The organism is Enterobacter cloacae complex sp. S1, from assembly GCF_014930525.1.
Lineage (GTDB): Bacteria > Pseudomonadota > Gammaproteobacteria > Enterobacterales > Enterobacteriaceae > Enterobacter > Enterobacter hormaechei_C.
Window position 1 is genome coordinate 475,819 of the sequence record NZ_JADBRE010000004.1, and the last position, 16,681, is coordinate 492,499.

Here is a 16,681-nt window from a genome sequence, read left to right on the forward strand (position 1 = left end):
CTGCTCCACCCCGCGTCCGTGGAAGCGCACTATACTCGGATAGGTTTGTGATGCAACCCCTTTTTCACATAATTCATTATTTTGTATGCAAAATGAACGGCAAAAGCCACTTTGGACTATTTTTTGTGCAGAATTTGCCAAAGGGAAGGCGATTGCATTTCATTAACACGATGGGTTTGTTATCTTCATCTCGCGGAATTGGGCAACTAAAAGACGAGATATAATGAAAGGACGTTGGGCGAAGCATCTGATGACAGGCGCAATGGTGGCGATTCTTGCGGCCTGCTCTTCCAAACCGACCGATCGCGGTCAACAGTATAAAGACGGGAAGTTATCCCAGCCTTTCTCTTTAGTTAACCAGCCAGACGCCGTGGGCGCTCCGATCAATGCCGGAGACTTCTCCGAGCAGGTTTACCAGATCCGCACTGCTTCTCCGCGTTTATACGGTTCGCAGAACAATGTCTATAGCGCCGTGCAGGACTGGCTGCGTGCAGGCGGTGATACCCGCAATATGCGCCAGTTTGGTATCGATGCCTGGCAGATGGAGGGGGCGGATAACTACGGTAACGTCCAGTTTACCGGTTACTACACTCCGGTTGTCCAGGCGCGCCACACACGCCAGGGCGAGTTCCAGTATCCCATTTACCGTATGCCGCCGAAACGCGGTCGTCTGCCGTCCCGCGCCGAGATCTACGCTGGCGCGCTGAGCGAAAATTACGTGCTGGCCTACAGCAACTCGCTGATGGACAACTTCATTATGGACGTGCAGGGCAGCGGCTATATTGATTTTGGCGACGGCTCGCCGCTGAACTTCTTTAGCTACGCCGGGAAAAATGGCCATGCCTATCGCAGCATCGGTAAGGTGCTCATCGACCGTGGCGAAGTGAAACGAGAAGATATGTCGATGCAGGCGATCCGCGAGTGGGGCGAAAAACACAGCGAAGCGGAAGTGCGTGAACTGCTTGAGCAGAACCCATCGTTTGTCTTCTTCAAACCGCAGAACTTTGCGCCGGTGAAAGGGGCGAGCGCCGTCCCGCTGATTGGCCGCGCTTCTGTGGCATCGGATCGTTCGATTATCCCGGCAGGTACTACGCTGCTGGCGGAAGTTCCACTCCTCGACAACAACGGCAAATTCAACGGCAAGTATGAATTACGCCTGATGGTGGCGCTGGACGTGGGTGGGGCGATCAAAGGCCAGCACTTCGACATTTATCAGGGCATCGGCCCGGATGCCGGCCATCGTGCAGGCTGGTATAACCACTACGGACGCGTGTGGGTGCTGAAGGCAGCGCCAGGTACCGGAAACGTATTCAGCGGCTGATTGTGGTATTCTGAGGGCAAGACGGATTACGGTTCAGGGTGAGGAATACCTCACCCTTTTTACATCTGAGGTTTTATGTCTGTGGTAATCAGCGATGCCTGGCGCCAGCGTTTCGGCGGCACGGCACGGTTATATGGTGAAAAAGCCCTGCAACTGTTCGCGGATGCGCATGTCTGCGTGGTGGGCATTGGTGGTGTGGGTTCGTGGGCGGCAGAAGCGCTGGCGAGAACCGGCATTGGCGCAATTACGTTGATTGATATGGATGACGTCTGCGTCACTAACACTAACCGTCAGATCCACGCCCTGCGTGATAACGTCGGTCTGGCGAAGTCCGAGGTGATGGCGGAGCGTATTCGTCTCATCAACCCGGAGTGTAGGGTGACGGTGATCGACGACTTTGTGACGGCAGATAACGTCGCGGAGTACATGAGCAAAGGCTACAGCTATGTGATTGATGCCATCGACAGCGTGCGGCCAAAAGCGGCGCTGATCGCTTACTGTCGTCGTTACAAGGTGCCGCTGGTGACAACGGGCGGCGCGGGTGGACAAATTGATCCGACGCAGATCCAGGTGGCGGATCTGGCGAAGACCATTCAGGATCCGCTGGCCGCTAAGCTGCGCGAGCGCTTAAAAAGCGACTTCAACGTGGTGAAAAATAGCAAAGGCAAGCTGGGCGTGGACTGTGTGTTCTCGACAGAAGCGCTGGTTTATCCGCAGGCGGATGGTTCGGTCTGTGCAATGAAAAGCACGGCGGAAGGGCCAAAGCGGATGGATTGTGCCTCAGGGTTTGGAGCGGCCACCATGGTGACCGCCACCTTCGGCTTTGTGGCGGTCTCTCACGCCCTGAAGAAGATGATGGCGAAGGCGGAACGTCAGACCTGAGTCTGACGGGCGGCATCCAGCACCGCGTCGTTTAGCGCAATCAGTCCCTGACCGCGTGAGGCGCTAAGCTGCGCGCGAAGTCCCAGCTCATCAAACAGCGCCAGCGGAGAATGCGCCAGCAGCTCTGCGGCGCTTTTCCCTTCGATTGCGGTCAACAGCACCGCCAGCAGACCGCGAACAATGCGTCCCTCGCTGTCGCCGAAGAAATGCAGTTTCTCACCGGATACGCTAAACCCAAGCCAGACGCGGTTCTCGCAGCCTGCGATCTCCTTCGCCTGTGATTTCAGCTCGTCTGACAGCGTGGGCAACTGTTTGCCCAGCAGGATCAGCTGACGATATTTATCTTCCCACTGCGTGAGCGGGACGAAGGTCTGTTTTAACGTCTCTTCAGTAATAACGGTGCCGAACGGGTGTCCGGCTAAAGCTGAACTTGTCATTAATCCACCAGTAATTCCAGGGCGCGGTCGACGGCGGAAACCAGCGCATCGACGTCGCTTTTTGTATTGTACGGTGCAAACGAGGCGCGCAGGGTACCGCTCACGCCAATAGCCGCCAGCAGCGGCTGGGCGCAGTGCTGTCCGGCACGCATGGCAATGCCATATCCGGCAAGCAACGTCACCATGTCGCTATGGTGCACGCCCGCGAAATCAAAGGCGAGCAGGCTGGAGTCCTGGACGCGGAACGAGCGAAAACCCGGACGTTTTTTCAGTTCTTCTTCCGCCAGCGTCGCCAGACCCCGGCTCCAGCTTTCAGCCTGAACCACGTCCGTTTCTGCCAGCCATTCGAGCGCTGCGCTCAGACCGATAACCCCGCCCACGTTTGGGGTACCGGCTTCCAGGCGGTAGGGTACATCCTGCGTTTTAAAACCGTCGAAGGTGACTTCGGTAATCATCTTGCCGCCGCCGAGCCACGGCGTCATCCGGGCCAGCAGTTCAGCTTTGCCGTACAGCGCGCCGATACCGGTTGGCCCGTACAATTTGTGTCCTGAGAAGGCATAGAAGTCGATATCCAGCGCCTGAACGTCAGCCGGAAAATGCACCACACCCTGCGCACCGTCGACCATCACCACCACGCCGCTGGCATGGGCAATCTCAATGGCACGCGCCAGATCCGGGCAGCCGCCGGTGACGTTGGACATCTGCCCCAGCGCCAGAATACGGCTGCGCGGCGTAATCAGCTCAGGCAGACGCGCCACGTCAGGCAGGAAGTCCGCACCCAACGGGAGCTTTACAACCTGTGCCCCGGTTTGTTCGGCCACCATCAGCCAGGGTACCAGGTTGGCGTGGTGTTCCGCCTCGCTGACGATGATCTCATCCCCGGGCTGCAACAGCGGACGCGCGTAACATTGCGCCACCATGTTAATGGCCTCGGTGGTGCCCCGCGTCCAGACGATGTTCTTACCGCTGTCAGCATTGATCAGGCGCGCGACCTGATCCCGTGCGGCTTCGTATTGCGCCGTTAAGCGCTGCGCGTCGGCATACTGGCTGCGGTGCACGTTCCCGGCGCTCAGGCTGTAAAACTGGCGGGTTGCCTCAATCACCGCCTGCGGTTTAAGGGCCGTGGCGGCGCTATCAAGATAAATGCCGGCATCGGCCAGCGCAGGAAACTGTGCGCGAAACTGCGCAGGACTGAAAGCGTTCATGGAATTCCTCATATCGATTCTACGATCGTCGCGCAAATTCATCGGCAGGGCAAGGAAGTTGATATCTATCAGATTTGTCTGCTTATCCTGGCGAGTCTGAAAAAGCAGGTTATGCTAAATAGTGTTAGGCGGATGTTTTAGCCTGTTATAAATCGAGGTTTGAATAGCATTAATTGCTAAAGGAGATAATCATGAAAAAGACAGCTGCAATCATTTCTGCCTGTGCGTTGACCTTTGCCCTGAGCGCCTGTTCTGGTAATAACTACGTAATGCATACCAACGATGGTCGATCTATCGTCTCTGAAGGGAAACCGACAACCGATAATGATACCGGGATGATTTCATACAAAGATGCTAACGGGAACAAACAGCAGATCAACCGCAGTGATGTGAAAGAGATGAAGGAAATCGAGCATTAACAGTTAGATAAGCGAAAAAAAAAGCACCGCAAGTTGGCGGTGCTACATTAATCACTATGGACAGACAGGGTAAATGTACAGGAAGTGAAAAATTGGTAGCGTTGCTACCGTGGTCTGAATCGCAGACCAATTGCAAACACAACAACACAACATCACAACCGTAAGCCAAAAGCCCTTCAGAACACGCATTCCAAAAAAAGCTTTTCGTTCCGGCTCAGGAAGTGCCGCCACTATAGGTATTTGCTGGTAGTTCCTCAACGGACAAATTATAATGGCTCAGATAAAAAAAACTAATAGGTTAAACGTTGTTTCCTATATGTTAAATCTCGTTAACATCTAAGCCAGATAACCATGTCCAAGCGATTGCCACCCCTAAATGCATTACGTGTTTTTGATGCAGCAGCACGCCACCTCAGCTTCACCCGCGCAGCCGATGAGCTTTTTGTGACACAGGCCGCAGTAAGTCATCAAATCAAGTCTCTGGAGGATTTTCTGGGGCTTAAGCTGTTCCGTCGACGCAACCGTTCGTTGCTGTTGACCGAAGAGGGGCAGAGCTATTTTCAGGATATTAAAGAGATTTTTTCCCAGCTGACGGAAGCCACTCGCAAGCTTCAGGCCCGGAGCGCAAAAGGCGCTCTGACTGTGAGTTTATTGCCCAGTTTTGCCATTCAGTGGCTGGTGCCGCGACTCTCAAGCTTTAACTCAACTTATCCGGGAATCGATGTCCGAATCCAGGCGGTGGACCGTCAGGAAGACAAGCTGGCAGATGATGTGGACGTAGCGATTTTTTACGGTCGAGGTAACTGGCCGGGCTTGCGTGTGGAAAAATTATACGCAGAATATCTGTTGCCGGTCTGTTCACCGCTGCTGCTGACGGGGGATAAAGCGCTCAAAACGCCCGCCGATCTGGCGCAACATACGCTTTTGCACGATGCTTCGCGTCGCGACTGGCAAACTTATACCCGCCAGTTAGGTCTTAATCATATAAACGTGCAGCAGGGGCCCATTTTTAGCCACAGCGCGATGGTGCTACAGGCTGCCATTCACGGGCAGGGCGTGGCGTTGGCAAACAACGTTATGGCGCAGTCCGAAATTGAGGCAGGCCGTCTGGTTTGCCCATTTAACGATGTACTGGTCAGCAAGAATGCATTTTATCTGGTTTGTCATGACAGTCAGGCAGAACTGGGTAAAATAGCCGCTTTCCGGCAGTGGATACTGGCGAAAGCGGCAAGCGAGCAAGAAAAATTCCGCTTCAGGTATGAACAATAACGTTTGTGTGTCGGGCACGCATCAATTCAGGACTTAAACATGACCAGCCGATTCATGCTGATTTTCGCCGCGGTGAGTGGCTTTATTTTTGTAGCTCTGGGCGCGTTTGGCGCGCATGTCTTAAGCAAATCTCTGGGCGTTGTGGAGATGGGTTGGATCCAGACCGGCCTTGAATATCAGGCGTTCCACACGCTGGCAATTTTTGGGCTGGCGGTGGCGATGCAGCGCCGCATCAGCATCTGGTTTTACTGGAGCAGCGTCTTTCTGGCGCTGGGTACCGTACTGTTCAGCGGCAGTCTTTACTGTCTGGCGCTGTCGCATTTACGCCTGTGGGCGTTTGTTACACCTGTCGGCGGCGTCAGCTTCCTGGCGGGTTGGGTGTTAATGTTTATCGGAGCTATCCGTCTGAAACGCAAGGGCGTTGTTCATGAATAAGGTTGTTTTATATTGTCGCCCGGGGTTTGAGAAAGAGTGCGCCGCGGAAATCACCGATAAAGCGGCGAAGCGTGAAGTCTTCGGATTCGCTCGCGTCAAAGAGAACGCGGGCTATGTGGTATTTGAATGCTATCAGCCTGATGATGCCGACAAGCTGGCGCGCGAACTGCCGTTCAGCTCATTGATTTTCGCCCGTCAGATGTTTGTCGCGGGCGAACTGCTGAAAGATCTTCCGCCGGAAGATCGCATCACGCCGATTGTTGGCCTGTTGCAGGGCGTGGTGGAGAAGGGCGGCGATTTGCGCGTGGAAGTGGCCGACACCAACGAAAGCAAAGAGCTGATGAAGTTCTGCCGTAAGTTCACCGTGCCGCTGCGCGCGGCGCTGCGTGATGCGGGTGTGCTGACAAACTACGAAACGCCAAAGCGCCCGGTCGTGCATATCTTCTTTATTGCGCCAGGATGTTGCTACGCCGGCTACTCGTATACCACCAATAATTCGCCGTTCTTTATGGGGATCCCGCGTCTGCGCTTCCCGGCAGACGCGCCGAGCCGTTCAACCCTGAAGCTGGAAGAGGCGTTTCACGTCTTTATCCCGGCGGACGAGTGGGACGAACGTCTGGCAAACGGCATGTATGCCGTCGACCTTGGCGCGTGCCCGGGCGGCTGGACCTATCAGCTGGTGAAACGCAATATGTGGGTTTCGTCTGTGGATAACGGCCCGATGGCGCAAAGCCTGATGGATACCGGGCAGGTCACCTGGCTGCGTGAGGACGGCTTCCGCTATCGCCCGAACCGCAACAACATCTCCTGGATGGTGTGCGACATGGTAGAAAAACCGGCGAAAGTCGCGGCGCTGATGGCCTCCTGGCTGGTGAACGGCTGGTGTCGTGAGACGATTTTCAACCTCAAGCTGCCGATGAAAAAGCGCTACGAAGAGGTGTCGCAGAACCTGGCTTATATTCAGCAGCAGCTGGACGAACACGGGATTAACGCGGAAATCCAGGCGCGCCAGCTTTATCACGACCGCGAAGAAGTGACGGTCCATATCCGTCGCTGGTGGGCGGCCGTGGGTGGGCGTCGCGACGAGCGATAGTCCCCTCACCCTAACCCTCTCCCCAAAGGGGAGAGGGGACTGCTCCGTGCGGTCTTTTCCCCCTCGCCCCTTTGGGGAGAGGGCCGGGGTGAGGGGCATCAACGTTCTAACCTTAACTGCTGTAAATTCCCGTCCAGCTGTAAATCCGTCTGTAGCGTCGCCACCTCCCGGCAGATAAACGCCATCTCTTTATGCGCCTCCAGCTTTTTGCGCCATTTTTCCGGCACTTCATCAAGCCTGGCGTAAATTCCTTCCAGACTCTGAAACTCCGTCAGCAGCTGTGCGGCGCTTTTGGGTCCAATACCGGCGACACCCGGCACTTTAGAGCTGCTGATCCCCGCCAGCCCCCAGTAATCCGGCAGTTGCTCAGGCGATACGCCAAACTCGCTGGCAATGAATGGCGCGTCCAGCCAGCGTTTTTGAAAGTAGTCCCGGATGCGGATCGTTGGTGAGAGCAGCTGGCAGTAGCCTTTGTCGGTTGAAACGATAGTTGCCTGATGCCCGGCGCTCGCGACTTTAACCGCCAGCGTTGCGGCTAAATCGTCAGCCTCATTACCGTGGGCGCCCCAGCACGGAACGCCGCGCTGCTCAAAGGCCGCGCGGATAGCGGGCATTTCTGCGTGCAGATCGTCCGGCATCGGCGCACGTCCGGCTTTGTAGTCCGGCAGGCGCTGGTGCCGCCAGCCGGTATTGCGTGCTTCATCGTCGAATACGGCAACAGCGTGGGTGGGTTCGCTATGGCGAATGAGCTGCTCCAGCGCGTGTAAACAGGTGTCCTTGCAGGGGGTGCCCTGTACCGCATGAATACGGCGAATCAGGTTAAGTGCATCGACGATAAGCAAATGAACGGCCACAGATAATCTCCCTTCTGTCTAATGGGTGAAGGGTAACACTGAGCGCAGCATGAAACTATGAATGGTGGGGAAAACAGGAAGAAGCCTCGCAAAACGAGGCTTCCTGAGAGGCTTAATCGCAGGTGACGATCTTCATCGCCAGGCCACCGCGGGAGGTTTCGCGGTATTTGGCGTTCATATCTTTACCGGTTTCGTACATGGTTTCGATAACCTTGTCGAGGCAGACGCGCGGTTCGCTGGTACGACGCAGCGCCATACGGGCCGCGTTCACCGCTTTCACAGAGGCGATGGCGTTACGCTCGATGCATGGCACCTGGACCTGTCCGCCGACCGGATCGCAGGTCAGCCCCAGGTTATGTTCCATGCCGATTTCCGCCGCAATACAAACCTGCGCAGGACTTGCGCCCAGTAGTTCGGCCAGACCCGCCGCCGCCATAGAGCAGGCGACGCCCACTTCACCCTGACAGCCCACTTCCGCGCCGGAAATCGAGGCGTTCATCTTGTACAGTGAGCCAATCGCACTGGCGACCAGCATATACCGCGCGAGTGAGTTTGCATTCACTTCACGGATAAACTTGTCGTAATACGCCAGAACCGCCGGAACAATTCCGCACGCCCCGTTGGTTGGCGCGGTGACGACGCGGCCACCCGCGGCGTTCTCTTCGTTCACCGCCAGCGCGAACATGTTGATCCAGTCGACGACGGCCATCGGGTCGGTGGTGGTTTTGTCGGTGCTGACCAGCATGCGGCGCAGCGCAGCCGCACGACGCGGAACACGCAGTTTACCCGGCAGCACGCCTTCGGTGGTGATCCCGCGCTCAATGCCGCTGCGCATCACTTCCCAGACGTTAGCGAAGTGCTGTTCCAGCTCCTCTTTGCTGTGCAGGGCCAGCTCGTTTTTCATCATCAGGCCGGAGAGAGAAAGCCCTGTCTCCTGGCAGTGACGCTGTAAGTCGGCCGCGTTTTTGTAAGGGTACGGCACATCAACGGCAGAATTGGTGCTTTGACCAAAATGGTCCTCGTCGACGATAAACCCGCCGCCGATGGAGTAATACGTCTGGCTGTAAACCGCTTTGTCGCCGGCCAGCGCGGTAATGCGCATGCCGTTTTCGTGCAGCGACAGGTTATCCGCATGGAAATTCATGCAGTGATCAACCGGGAATTCAACCTCATGCTCGCCGTTCGCCAGCAGCAAACGACCGTGGGTGTTCACGTCCTGGATAAAGCCAGGTATTGCATCAATATCAACGGTATCCGGCAGATTACCCGCCAGCCCCATGATAATGGCAATATCGGTATGGTGGCCTTTACCGGTCAGGGAAAGGGAACCATATACATCGACAACCACGCGGGTGATGTCGTGCAAAATGCCGCGTGCAATCAAGTCATCCGTGAATTGTTTACCGGCTTTCATTGGTCCGACGGTGTGAGAGCTGGAAGGACCAATACCGATTTTGAAGATATCGAATACGCTAATCATGATGCGTCCATTGCTTCAGTCAGAGGGGAGAAGTGCGCCGTCCGCAGACGGCGCAGGAGGTATTAGCTGAACAGCGAGTAGAAAATAGCGGAGATGGCAATCAGGCCCATCACAACAACGAACACGTTGCTGATATGGCCGCTGTATTTACGCATCGCAGGCACTTTCTGAATCGCGTACATCGGCATCAGGAACAGGATCATCGCGATAATCGGGCCGCCCAGGGTTTCAATCATGCCCAGAATGCTTGGGTTCAGGGTGGCTACCGCCCAGGTGGTCACCAGCATGAACAGCGCAGTGATTTTGTTCAGACGGTTGATTTCAATGGTCTTGCCTTTACCACGCAGAGATTTAATCACCATGCCGTTGAAGCCTTCACGTGCGCCCAGGTAGTGGCCCAGGAAGGATTTGGTGATGGCGATAATTGCGATGATCGGCGCCATCCACGCAATCAGCGGTGCGTTAAAGTGGTTTGCCAGGTAAGACAGAATAGAGATGTTCTGCTCTTTCGCCGCCGCCAGATCCGCCGGGGAGAGGCTCAGCACGCAGCTGAACACGAAGAACATTACGGTCAGTACCATCATGATGTGCGCGCGAGCCAGGATGCTGGAGCACTTCTTCTCTGCGCCATTGCCGTACTCTTCACGCTTCGCTACTGCGAAGGAAGAGATGATTGGCGAGTGGTTGAAGGAGAACACCATCACCGGGATCGCCAGCCACAGGGTCAGCAGCAGACCGTTGCCGGTCGTGGATGCGCTGCTCAGAGACAGGGTTTCCAGCGCAGCGCCGTTCCACTGTGGGATCAGGTACAGAGCCAGCACCATCAGAGCCGCAACAAACGGGAACACCAGCACGCTCATCGCTTTCACAATCATCTGCTCGCCGAAGCGCACGATGGTCATCATACCGACGATCAGGATCAGGGACAGAATCGCACGCGGCGGCGGGGTCATCTGAAGCTGGTGCATCATAAAGCTTTCTACGGTGTTGGTGATAGCAACGCTGTACACCAGCAGAATCGGGTAAATCGCGAAGAAGTAGAGCAGGGTAATCAGCTTACCTGCGCCGACGCCGAAGTGTTCTTCGACGACTTCAGTGATGTCTTCGCCCGGGTTTTTACCGGACAGCACGAAGCGGGTCAGGCCTCGGTGCGCAAAGAAGGTCATCGGGAAGGCAATGAGGGCCATGATGATCAGCGGGATCATACCGCCGACACCTGCGTTGATAGGAAGGAACAGTACACCAGCGCCGATTGCTGTGCCGTACAGGCCAAGCATCCACATGGTATCCGTTTTGCGCCAACCGCTTCGGGATTCAATCGAAGCAACGGTGCTGGTTTGAGTGGTTTCCATCTGTATCTCCTGGAGGAAGCAAATTGTCAGGTTTTTAGTCAAATCCGATGAAAAAGCGCCTGACGGTAATATGAAATTCGTTCAGTGACGGTTTTTTAATAATTTTTGCCCGTAACTATTGGCGGGCGGAAAGATACATTCTAGTTATGAATCTATCAGTGATCGCGATCCCAAATGCAATAATCCACTTGTGATGTGGGTATCTTTAGACCATTTATCTGTTAAAAAAACATCAAAGAGAATTTACGGGCGCGAAGGCTACCATTAACGACATGTTTTCGAAAAGGTCGACCCGCGAGATAGGTGTCTTTCGCTGTAAAGAAATGGGATTTTAGGATTTTCTGGCGGGTAATTTCGATTAAGACTGATTATTTACGGTTTCAAAAACGAGGTAATCGTTTGCGCAGGCGTCAGATTTGTTAATAACATTGAAGATCGCTATGAATTGCAACACGAATAAAAAAGCCGGATGACGATCCGGCTTGAGAGGAGAGGAATGTCGCTTTACTTGATGATTTCGTAACACGGAATATAGGCAGAGCCTGGAAGCTTCATGCGGTGCTGAGCGACAAAGCCCTGCAACATATCATCCATGCGGCGCATCATCTCCGGATCACCGTGGATCTTATACGGGCCAAACTCTTCAATTGCGCGTATCCCCACCTCTTTCACGTTCCCCGCCACGATGCCAGAGAAGGCGCGACGCAGGTCGGCAGCCAGCACTTCCACCGGCTGATCCGGATAGAGTTTGAGGTTCGCCATGTTCTCATGCGACGGCTCGAAGGGAATCTGAAGATCCGGTGCGATACGGATGGACCAGTTAAAGCTGTAGGCATCCCCGGTATCACGACGATTCTCTTTCACCAGCGGCATTGCTTTTTTCATCTGACGGGCCACTTCTGCGGCATCGTCAATAATAATGCGGTAGTGACGGCGCGCGTCTTCGCCCAGCGTATGCACGATAAACTCGTCCAGCACGCGGAAGTAGTCGGCGCTCTCTTTCGGGCCGGTCAGGATCAGCGGCAGAACCTGATCTTTGTTGGCCGGGTTCATCAGGATCCCGAGCAGATAAAGCAGCTCTTCCGCCGTACCTACGCCGCCCGGGAAGATAATAATGCCGTGCGCGATACGGACAAACGCCTCAAGACGTTTTTCGATATCCGGCATAATAATCAGTTCGTTAACCAGCGGGTTAGGCGGCTCAGCGGCGATGATCGACGGCTCGGTCATGCCGATAAAACGGCCTTCTTTATAGCGTTGCTGCGCGTGACCTACTGCCGCGCCTTTCATTGGTGCTTCCATCGCGCCAGGACCGCAACCGGTACAGATATTCAGTTCGCGCAGGCCGAGCTGCGTCCCCACGCGGCGGGCATACAGGTATTCGGTTTCGTTAATAGAGTGACCACCCCAGCAGACGACCATGTTCGGCGCTTCGCCCACGTGCAGGGCGCGGGCGTTACGCAGAATGGAGAAGACCAGGTTAGTGATATGAACGGAACTTTCCAGGTCAAGATGCTGGAAACGTCCGGCGTTGCTGATCTGTCCGTTAACAAACAGAATGTCGCGCAGCACGGCAAACAGGTTGGCCTGAAGTGAGCGAATAATACGCCCGTCGACAAAAGCGTCTTCCGGCGGGTTGATCACTTCCAGCTTCACCCCGCGCTCGCGGCGCAGCACGTTGATATCAAAACTTTCGAAGCGGGACAGCAGCTCTTTACTGTTGTCGGTCAGGCTTCCGGAGTTCAGTACGGCAAGTGAACAGTTACGAAACAGTTGATAAAGGTCGCTACTGGCGGTGCGTTTAAGCATGTCCACTTCCAGCTGCGACAACATATCCATAGAGCCAAGCGGGCTAATATGTGTAATCAAGTGAGCTCCTTATGGGACGATTATCGTCTTTCCCTGTTGATTACAATAGCCCTGGCTTATGACGTTTCACAACACTTCGGGCGGAATACCGCCCGCATATTGTGAAAATATTTATCTTACTGGCGCACCAGCCGTCCGGTGGCAGGCACAAAATCGGTATTGGTGCGCCACGGATTGATATCCAAACCGCCTCGACGGGTGTAGCGGGCATAAACGCTCAGCTTTTCGGGCTGGCAGAAACGCTGGATGTCGTTGAAGATGCGCTCCACGCACTGCTCGTGAAATTCGTTGTGATGACGGAATGACACCAGGTAACGCAGCAGCTTTTCACGGTCAATCTGCGGGCCGCGGTACTGGATCTGTACCGAGCCCCAGTCCGGCTGATGGGTGATAAGGCAGTTGGATTTCAGCAGATGGCTGACCAGCGTCTCGCTGACCACTTTTCCGCCCGCCGCGTTTTCCAGGTAGTCGGTGCTAAATTCATAGCTTTCCACCTCAATGTCCTGATCGTCGATGCAGGTGCCGTGGAAATGGGCAATGGGCTGTCCTTCCAGCTCATGCAGACGGTATAACGAGACGGTTACGTTGCCCTGCGCGCACGCGCTTAAATCACGTTCAAGCGTCTGTTGTACCTCGTCCCAGCTGTTGAATTTGGTCTGGTTAAAGCTGTTGAGATAGAGCTTAAAGCTCTTGGATTCGACCAGGTTTACGCTGGCGTAATCCAGCTCGACGTGGCCCACGGCCACCTGCGGCAGACCGCGCGCATTCAGCCAGGAGAGTTCGTACAGCGTCCAGATGTCGCCGCCGACAAACGGCAGCGCGTCAGCGTGCAGCCCGAGCGGATCGCGGTTCAGACTGCGCGGCACGCCCTGCAACAGGCTTGCATCGTAGGTGTCGCGGTAATCGGTCGATTTACCCAGCGTTAAGCCCGTTAACGCCTGATGATTTTCGTAAGACATGTTTCATAGCCACTTTACAGGTACACTTATGGGCTGAGTTTATCCTGTCTTACAAGAAGAGAGAAATCGGTGGATATCGAAACTGCAAATGCCCTGACGTCCTTCACGACCCGCTATTGCGATGCCTGGCATGAAAAGCGGGGGACGTGGCCGCAAAGTACTGACTTATATGGCGTGCCGTCACCGTGCATTATCGCTTCGCAGGATGATTACGTTATCTGGCAACCGAAACCGTTCACGGGCGAGCAGAATGTAAATGCGGTTGAACGCGCGATGGACATTGTGATACAACCTGCGCTTCATGCATTTTATACCACGCAGTTTGCCGGGGATATGACTGCATGTTTTGCAGGACAGCCGTTGACGCTGCTGCAAACCTGGAGCGAAGACGATCTGCAACGCGTTCAGGAAAACCTCATTGGTCACCTGGTCACGCAAAAACGCCTTAAGCTCTCTCCGACTCTTTTTATTGCGACGCTCGACAGTGAACTGGACGTCATTTCTGTCTGCAACCTGTCTGGTGAGGTCATCAAAGAGACGCTCGGCACCCGCAATCGCGACGTTCTCGCGCCTTCACTTGCGGATTTTCTTACCCAAATTGAGCCGCTTCTGTAATCCATGATGCTACTGGACGTGTGAGAGATCTCTTACACGCTCTGTGAGACATCGCCGAAACAGTTAGCGTTGCCTTAGGAATTTCAGATTAATATTAACTTTTCTTTCAACAGGTTAGTGGTTTTCTGAAAGGGAATCCCCCGTTTCGCCTGGCTTACATTGCTTACAAGGTGGGTTGTAAGACGAAGCAGAATAGCGGAATCTATCTGTGTCGACAGGATGCCGACACGAGAAACGAACATCAGGATGATGGCGTTTCTTACCAGGGACACGTCAGGATGACGCCGCAGGAAGGCTTCAGGATGAAGCAAAGTGGATCACGCAGGATGCGTAAGGGACACCTCCAGGAAGGAGAACGAGAGCCGGTCAGGATGGTCGGTGGGTCAGGATGGCCAGGACGTTTCAGGATGAAACCTACACATCAGGACGATGTGAGCAGGAAGCAAAAGGTAAAGGGATGACCAGGCCTTCGGGCATCAGGAAAAGTTGTCACGGATGAGCAGGGAGCACGTATTGTAGCTGGAATGCTGCGAAACGAACCGGGAGCACTGTTTTTACAGTGCTCCCTTTTTTTATTTCTGTCGTCCGCAATGCTATGCTTCGCGCCATTCCGTTTTTCAGTTGAGGTATATATGTCGCATCATGACAACGTTCGTGCGCAGTTGCACGCCATCGAAGCCCTTATGCGCCAGCATCAGCTGTGGCAGGATAACGCGCCGCAGCCAGACGCGTTCGCCAGCACCCAACCGTTTTGTCTGGATACGCTGGCCCCGTTCGAGTGGCTCCAGTGGGTCTTAATTCCGCGTATGCACGCGCTACTTGAAGGTGGTCACGCGTTGCCCGCGTCTTTTGCCGTCTCTCCCTATTACGAAATGGCGCTGGAAGCGACCCACCCGGCGCGTGCCATGATGCTGGTGGAGCTGGAAAAGCTCGATGCGCTTTTCGCCGGTGACGATGCATGACGCTTGAGATCCTTTATCAGGATGAGTGGTTAGTGGCGGTGAATAAACCGTCCGGCTGGCTGGTGCACCGTAGCTGGCTCGATCGCGATGAGAAAGTCGTGGTCATGCAAACCGTGCGCGATCAGATCGGTCAGCACGTCTTTACTGCTCATCGTCTGGATCGGCCAACCTCTGGCGTTCTGCTGATGGGGCTTTCCAGTGAGGCGGGTCGACTGCTTTCGCAGCAGTTTGAGCAGCACCAGATGCAAAAGCGCTACCACGCCATCGTGCGTGGCTGGCTGACGGATTCCGCCACGCTTGATTATCCGCTGGTGGAGGAATTGGATAAAATTGCCGATAAATTTGCCCGCGAAGATAAAGGCCCGCAGCCTGCGGTGACCGACTATCGCGGTATGGCGACCACAGAACTGCCGGTGGCGACCAGCAAATTTCCGACCACGCGATACAGTCTGGTTGAGCTTTTGCCCAAAACCGGGCGCAAGCACCAGCTTCGCCGCCACCTTGCACATCTGCGCCACCCGATTATCGGCGACAGCAAGCACGGCGATCTGCGCCAGAACCGCAGCGCGGCCGAGCACTTTGGCTGTAACCGGCTGATGCTGCACGCCAGCGAGCTACGCCTGACGCACCCGTTTACCGGCGAACCGCTGACTATTCGCGCAGGGCTGGACGAGGTCTGGATGCAGGCGCTGTCACAGTTTGGCTGGCTGGGACAACTCCCCGAAAATGAAAGGGTTGAGTTTGCCGCAGGCAACGTTCAGGATGAACAGCAAGCGCAATAATTACGGGAGCAAAGCATGGCTGAAGTAGGCATTTTTGTCGGCACGATGTACGGCAACTCGCTGCTGGTGGCGGAGGAAGCGGAAGCAATCCTTGTAAACCAGGGCCATAAAGCAACGGTCTATGAAGATCCGGAGCTGGCGGACTGGGAAAAGTATAAAGATAAATACATCCTGGTGGTGACCTCCACCACCGGGCAGGGCGATCTGCCGGACAGCATCGTCCCGCTTTTCCAGGGCATTAAAGACCAGCTCGGCTATCAGCCAGATGTTCACTATGGCATCATCGCCCTCGGCGATAGCTCTTACGCTAATTTCTGCGGCGGCGGTAAACAGTTCGACGCGCTGTTGCAGGAACAGAGCGCTCAGCGCGTCGGAGAGATGTTGCTGATTGATGCGGGTGAACACCCTGAGCCAGAAAGCGAGTCAAACCCGTGGGTCGAGCACTGGGCAACGCTGCTTAAATAACCCTGCGCTATACCAATGCCAGGCCGGGTCAGGCGTAGCCGCCACCCGGCATTACACCCCGCCCCAAACGCCATTTCCGTGAACCACCTTCCACTCCTCTGGGCTTATGCCCTAAACAACCTCCCTCACGCCCTTCAATACTGTGTTTTTGCACGGTGAGGTGAAGAGGCACTCCTTCATATACTTTTCCCGTCACTATAAAACGGCTTCTGGCCGTACCAAAACCAAACACAAATCTCTCATTCTGATTACCCTACAGGTGCTGTACAGAATGAACCAGGC

17 protein-coding genes are annotated in these 16,681 nt (G+C 55.0%); 10 read left to right on the forward strand and 7 right to left on the reverse strand.

The annotated features are described in order from the left end of the window. The first annotated feature begins 223 nt into the window (after nt 1-223). Both mltA and tcdA read left to right on the forward strand, forming a co-directional pair. Nucleotides 224-1,321, forward strand: coding sequence for a murein transglycosylase A (mltA, locus tag IM290_RS04755; RefSeq protein WP_193042452.1), 1,098 nt, complete (start codon nt 224-226; stop codon nt 1,319-1,321). Between the two features lie 75 nt (nt 1,322-1,396). After that, nucleotides 1,397-2,203: a tRNA cyclic N6-threonylcarbamoyladenosine(37) synthase TcdA gene (gene tcdA / locus IM290_RS04760; protein ID WP_193042451.1), complete on the forward strand. Its 807-nt coding sequence runs from the start codon at nt 1,397-1,399 to the stop codon at nt 2,201-2,203. Here tcdA and csdE read toward each other — a convergent pair. Together csdE and csdA are read right to left on the reverse strand one after the other, a co-directional pair. Beyond that, nucleotides 2,194-2,640 (reverse strand): cysteine desulfurase sulfur acceptor subunit CsdE, encoded by a 447-nt coding sequence (gene csdE, locus IM290_RS04765; protein ID WP_193042450.1) that lies wholly within the window; start codon nt 2,638-2,640, stop codon nt 2,194-2,196. The genes tcdA and csdE overlap by 10 nt on opposite strands. Next, nucleotides 2,640-3,845: a cysteine desulfurase CsdA gene (gene csdA, locus IM290_RS04770; RefSeq protein WP_193042449.1), complete on the reverse strand. Its 1,206-nt coding sequence runs from the start codon at nt 3,843-3,845 to the stop codon at nt 2,640-2,642. The genes csdE and csdA overlap by 1 nt, the downstream gene beginning before the upstream one ends. 191 nt (nt 3,846-4,036) lie before the next feature. Between csdA and IM290_RS04775 the strand changes: the two genes are divergently transcribed. From IM290_RS04775 to rlmM, 4 genes are all read left to right on the forward strand, one after another. Next, entirely contained in the window at nt 4,037-4,264 is a 228-nt protein-coding gene (locus tag IM290_RS04775; protein ID WP_015571738.1) for a YgdI/YgdR family lipoprotein, read from the forward strand. A 351-nt stretch (nt 4,265-4,615) separates the two neighbouring features. Further along, the gene (gene gcvA / locus IM290_RS04780) at nt 4,616-5,533 is read left to right on the forward strand and encodes a glycine cleavage system transcriptional regulator GcvA (protein WP_003862758.1); all 918 of its coding nucleotides are present in this window, start codon (nt 4,616-4,618) and stop codon (nt 5,531-5,533) included. Nucleotides 5,534-5,572: 39 nt separating this feature from the next. Further along, nucleotides 5,573-5,968: a DUF423 domain-containing protein gene (locus IM290_RS04785; protein ID WP_003862756.1), complete on the forward strand. Its 396-nt coding sequence runs from the start codon at nt 5,573-5,575 to the stop codon at nt 5,966-5,968. Continuing rightward, nucleotides 5,961-7,061: a 23S rRNA (cytidine(2498)-2'-O)-methyltransferase RlmM gene (rlmM, locus tag IM290_RS04790; protein ID WP_003862754.1), complete on the forward strand. Its 1,101-nt coding sequence runs from the start codon at nt 5,961-5,963 to the stop codon at nt 7,059-7,061. Before IM290_RS04785 ends, rlmM begins: the two co-directional genes overlap by 8 nt. Nucleotides 7,062-7,159: 98 nt before the next feature. Here the strand turns inward: rlmM and xni are convergent, their stop codons facing one another. From xni to queF, 5 genes are all read right to left on the reverse strand, one after another. Continuing rightward, a complete protein-coding gene (xni, locus tag IM290_RS04795; protein ID WP_023295348.1) occupies nt 7,160-7,915 on the reverse strand; it encodes a flap endonuclease Xni in 756 nt (251 codons plus the stop codon). 112 nt (nt 7,916-8,027) lie between these two features. Then, nucleotides 8,028-9,395 carry an L-serine ammonia-lyase gene (locus IM290_RS04800; protein WP_015571736.1) on the reverse strand — a complete coding sequence of 456 codons (1,368 nt, stop codon included), beginning with the start codon at nt 9,393-9,395 and terminating at the stop codon, nt 8,028-8,030. Between the two features lie 62 nt (nt 9,396-9,457). Beyond that, a complete protein-coding gene (locus tag IM290_RS04805; protein ID WP_003862749.1) occupies nt 9,458-10,747 on the reverse strand; it encodes an HAAAP family serine/threonine permease in 1,290 nt (429 codons plus the stop codon). Nucleotides 10,748-11,251: 504 nt separating this feature from the next. Then, nucleotides 11,252-12,616 (reverse strand): nucleotide 5'-monophosphate nucleosidase PpnN, encoded by a 1,365-nt coding sequence (gene ppnN / locus IM290_RS04810; protein ID WP_003862748.1) that lies wholly within the window; start codon nt 12,614-12,616, stop codon nt 11,252-11,254. A gap of 116 nt (nt 12,617-12,732) precedes the next feature. After that, the gene (queF, locus tag IM290_RS04815; RefSeq protein WP_032669303.1) at nt 12,733-13,575 is read right to left on the reverse strand and encodes an NADPH-dependent 7-cyano-7-deazaguanine reductase QueF; all 843 of its coding nucleotides are present in this window, start codon (nt 13,573-13,575) and stop codon (nt 12,733-12,735) included. A gap of 69 nt (nt 13,576-13,644) precedes the next feature. Here queF and syd point away from each other — a divergent pair, with 69 nt between their 5' ends. The 4 genes from syd (at nt 13,645) to IM290_RS04835 (ending at nt 16,399) form a co-directional block, all read left to right on the forward strand. After that, on the forward strand, nt 13,645-14,190 hold the full coding sequence (gene syd / locus IM290_RS04820) for a SecY-interacting protein (protein WP_032669304.1): 546 nt from the start codon (nt 13,645-13,647) through the stop codon (nt 14,188-14,190). Nucleotides 14,191-14,822: 632 nt separating this feature from the next. Then, entirely contained in the window at nt 14,823-15,152 is a 330-nt protein-coding gene (locus IM290_RS04825; RefSeq protein WP_017382834.1) for a YqcC family protein, read from the forward strand. Then, nucleotides 15,149-15,934, forward strand: coding sequence for a tRNA pseudouridine(65) synthase TruC (truC, locus tag IM290_RS04830; protein WP_015571733.1), 786 nt, complete (start codon nt 15,149-15,151; stop codon nt 15,932-15,934). The genes IM290_RS04825 and truC overlap by 4 nt, the downstream gene beginning before the upstream one ends. A 15-nt stretch (nt 15,935-15,949) precedes the next feature. Further along, nucleotides 15,950-16,399, forward strand: a complete 450-nt coding sequence (locus tag IM290_RS04835) for a flavodoxin (RefSeq protein ID WP_015571732.1) — start codon at nt 15,950-15,952, stop codon at nt 16,397-16,399. The last annotated feature ends 282 nt before the right edge of the window (nt 16,400-16,681 follow it).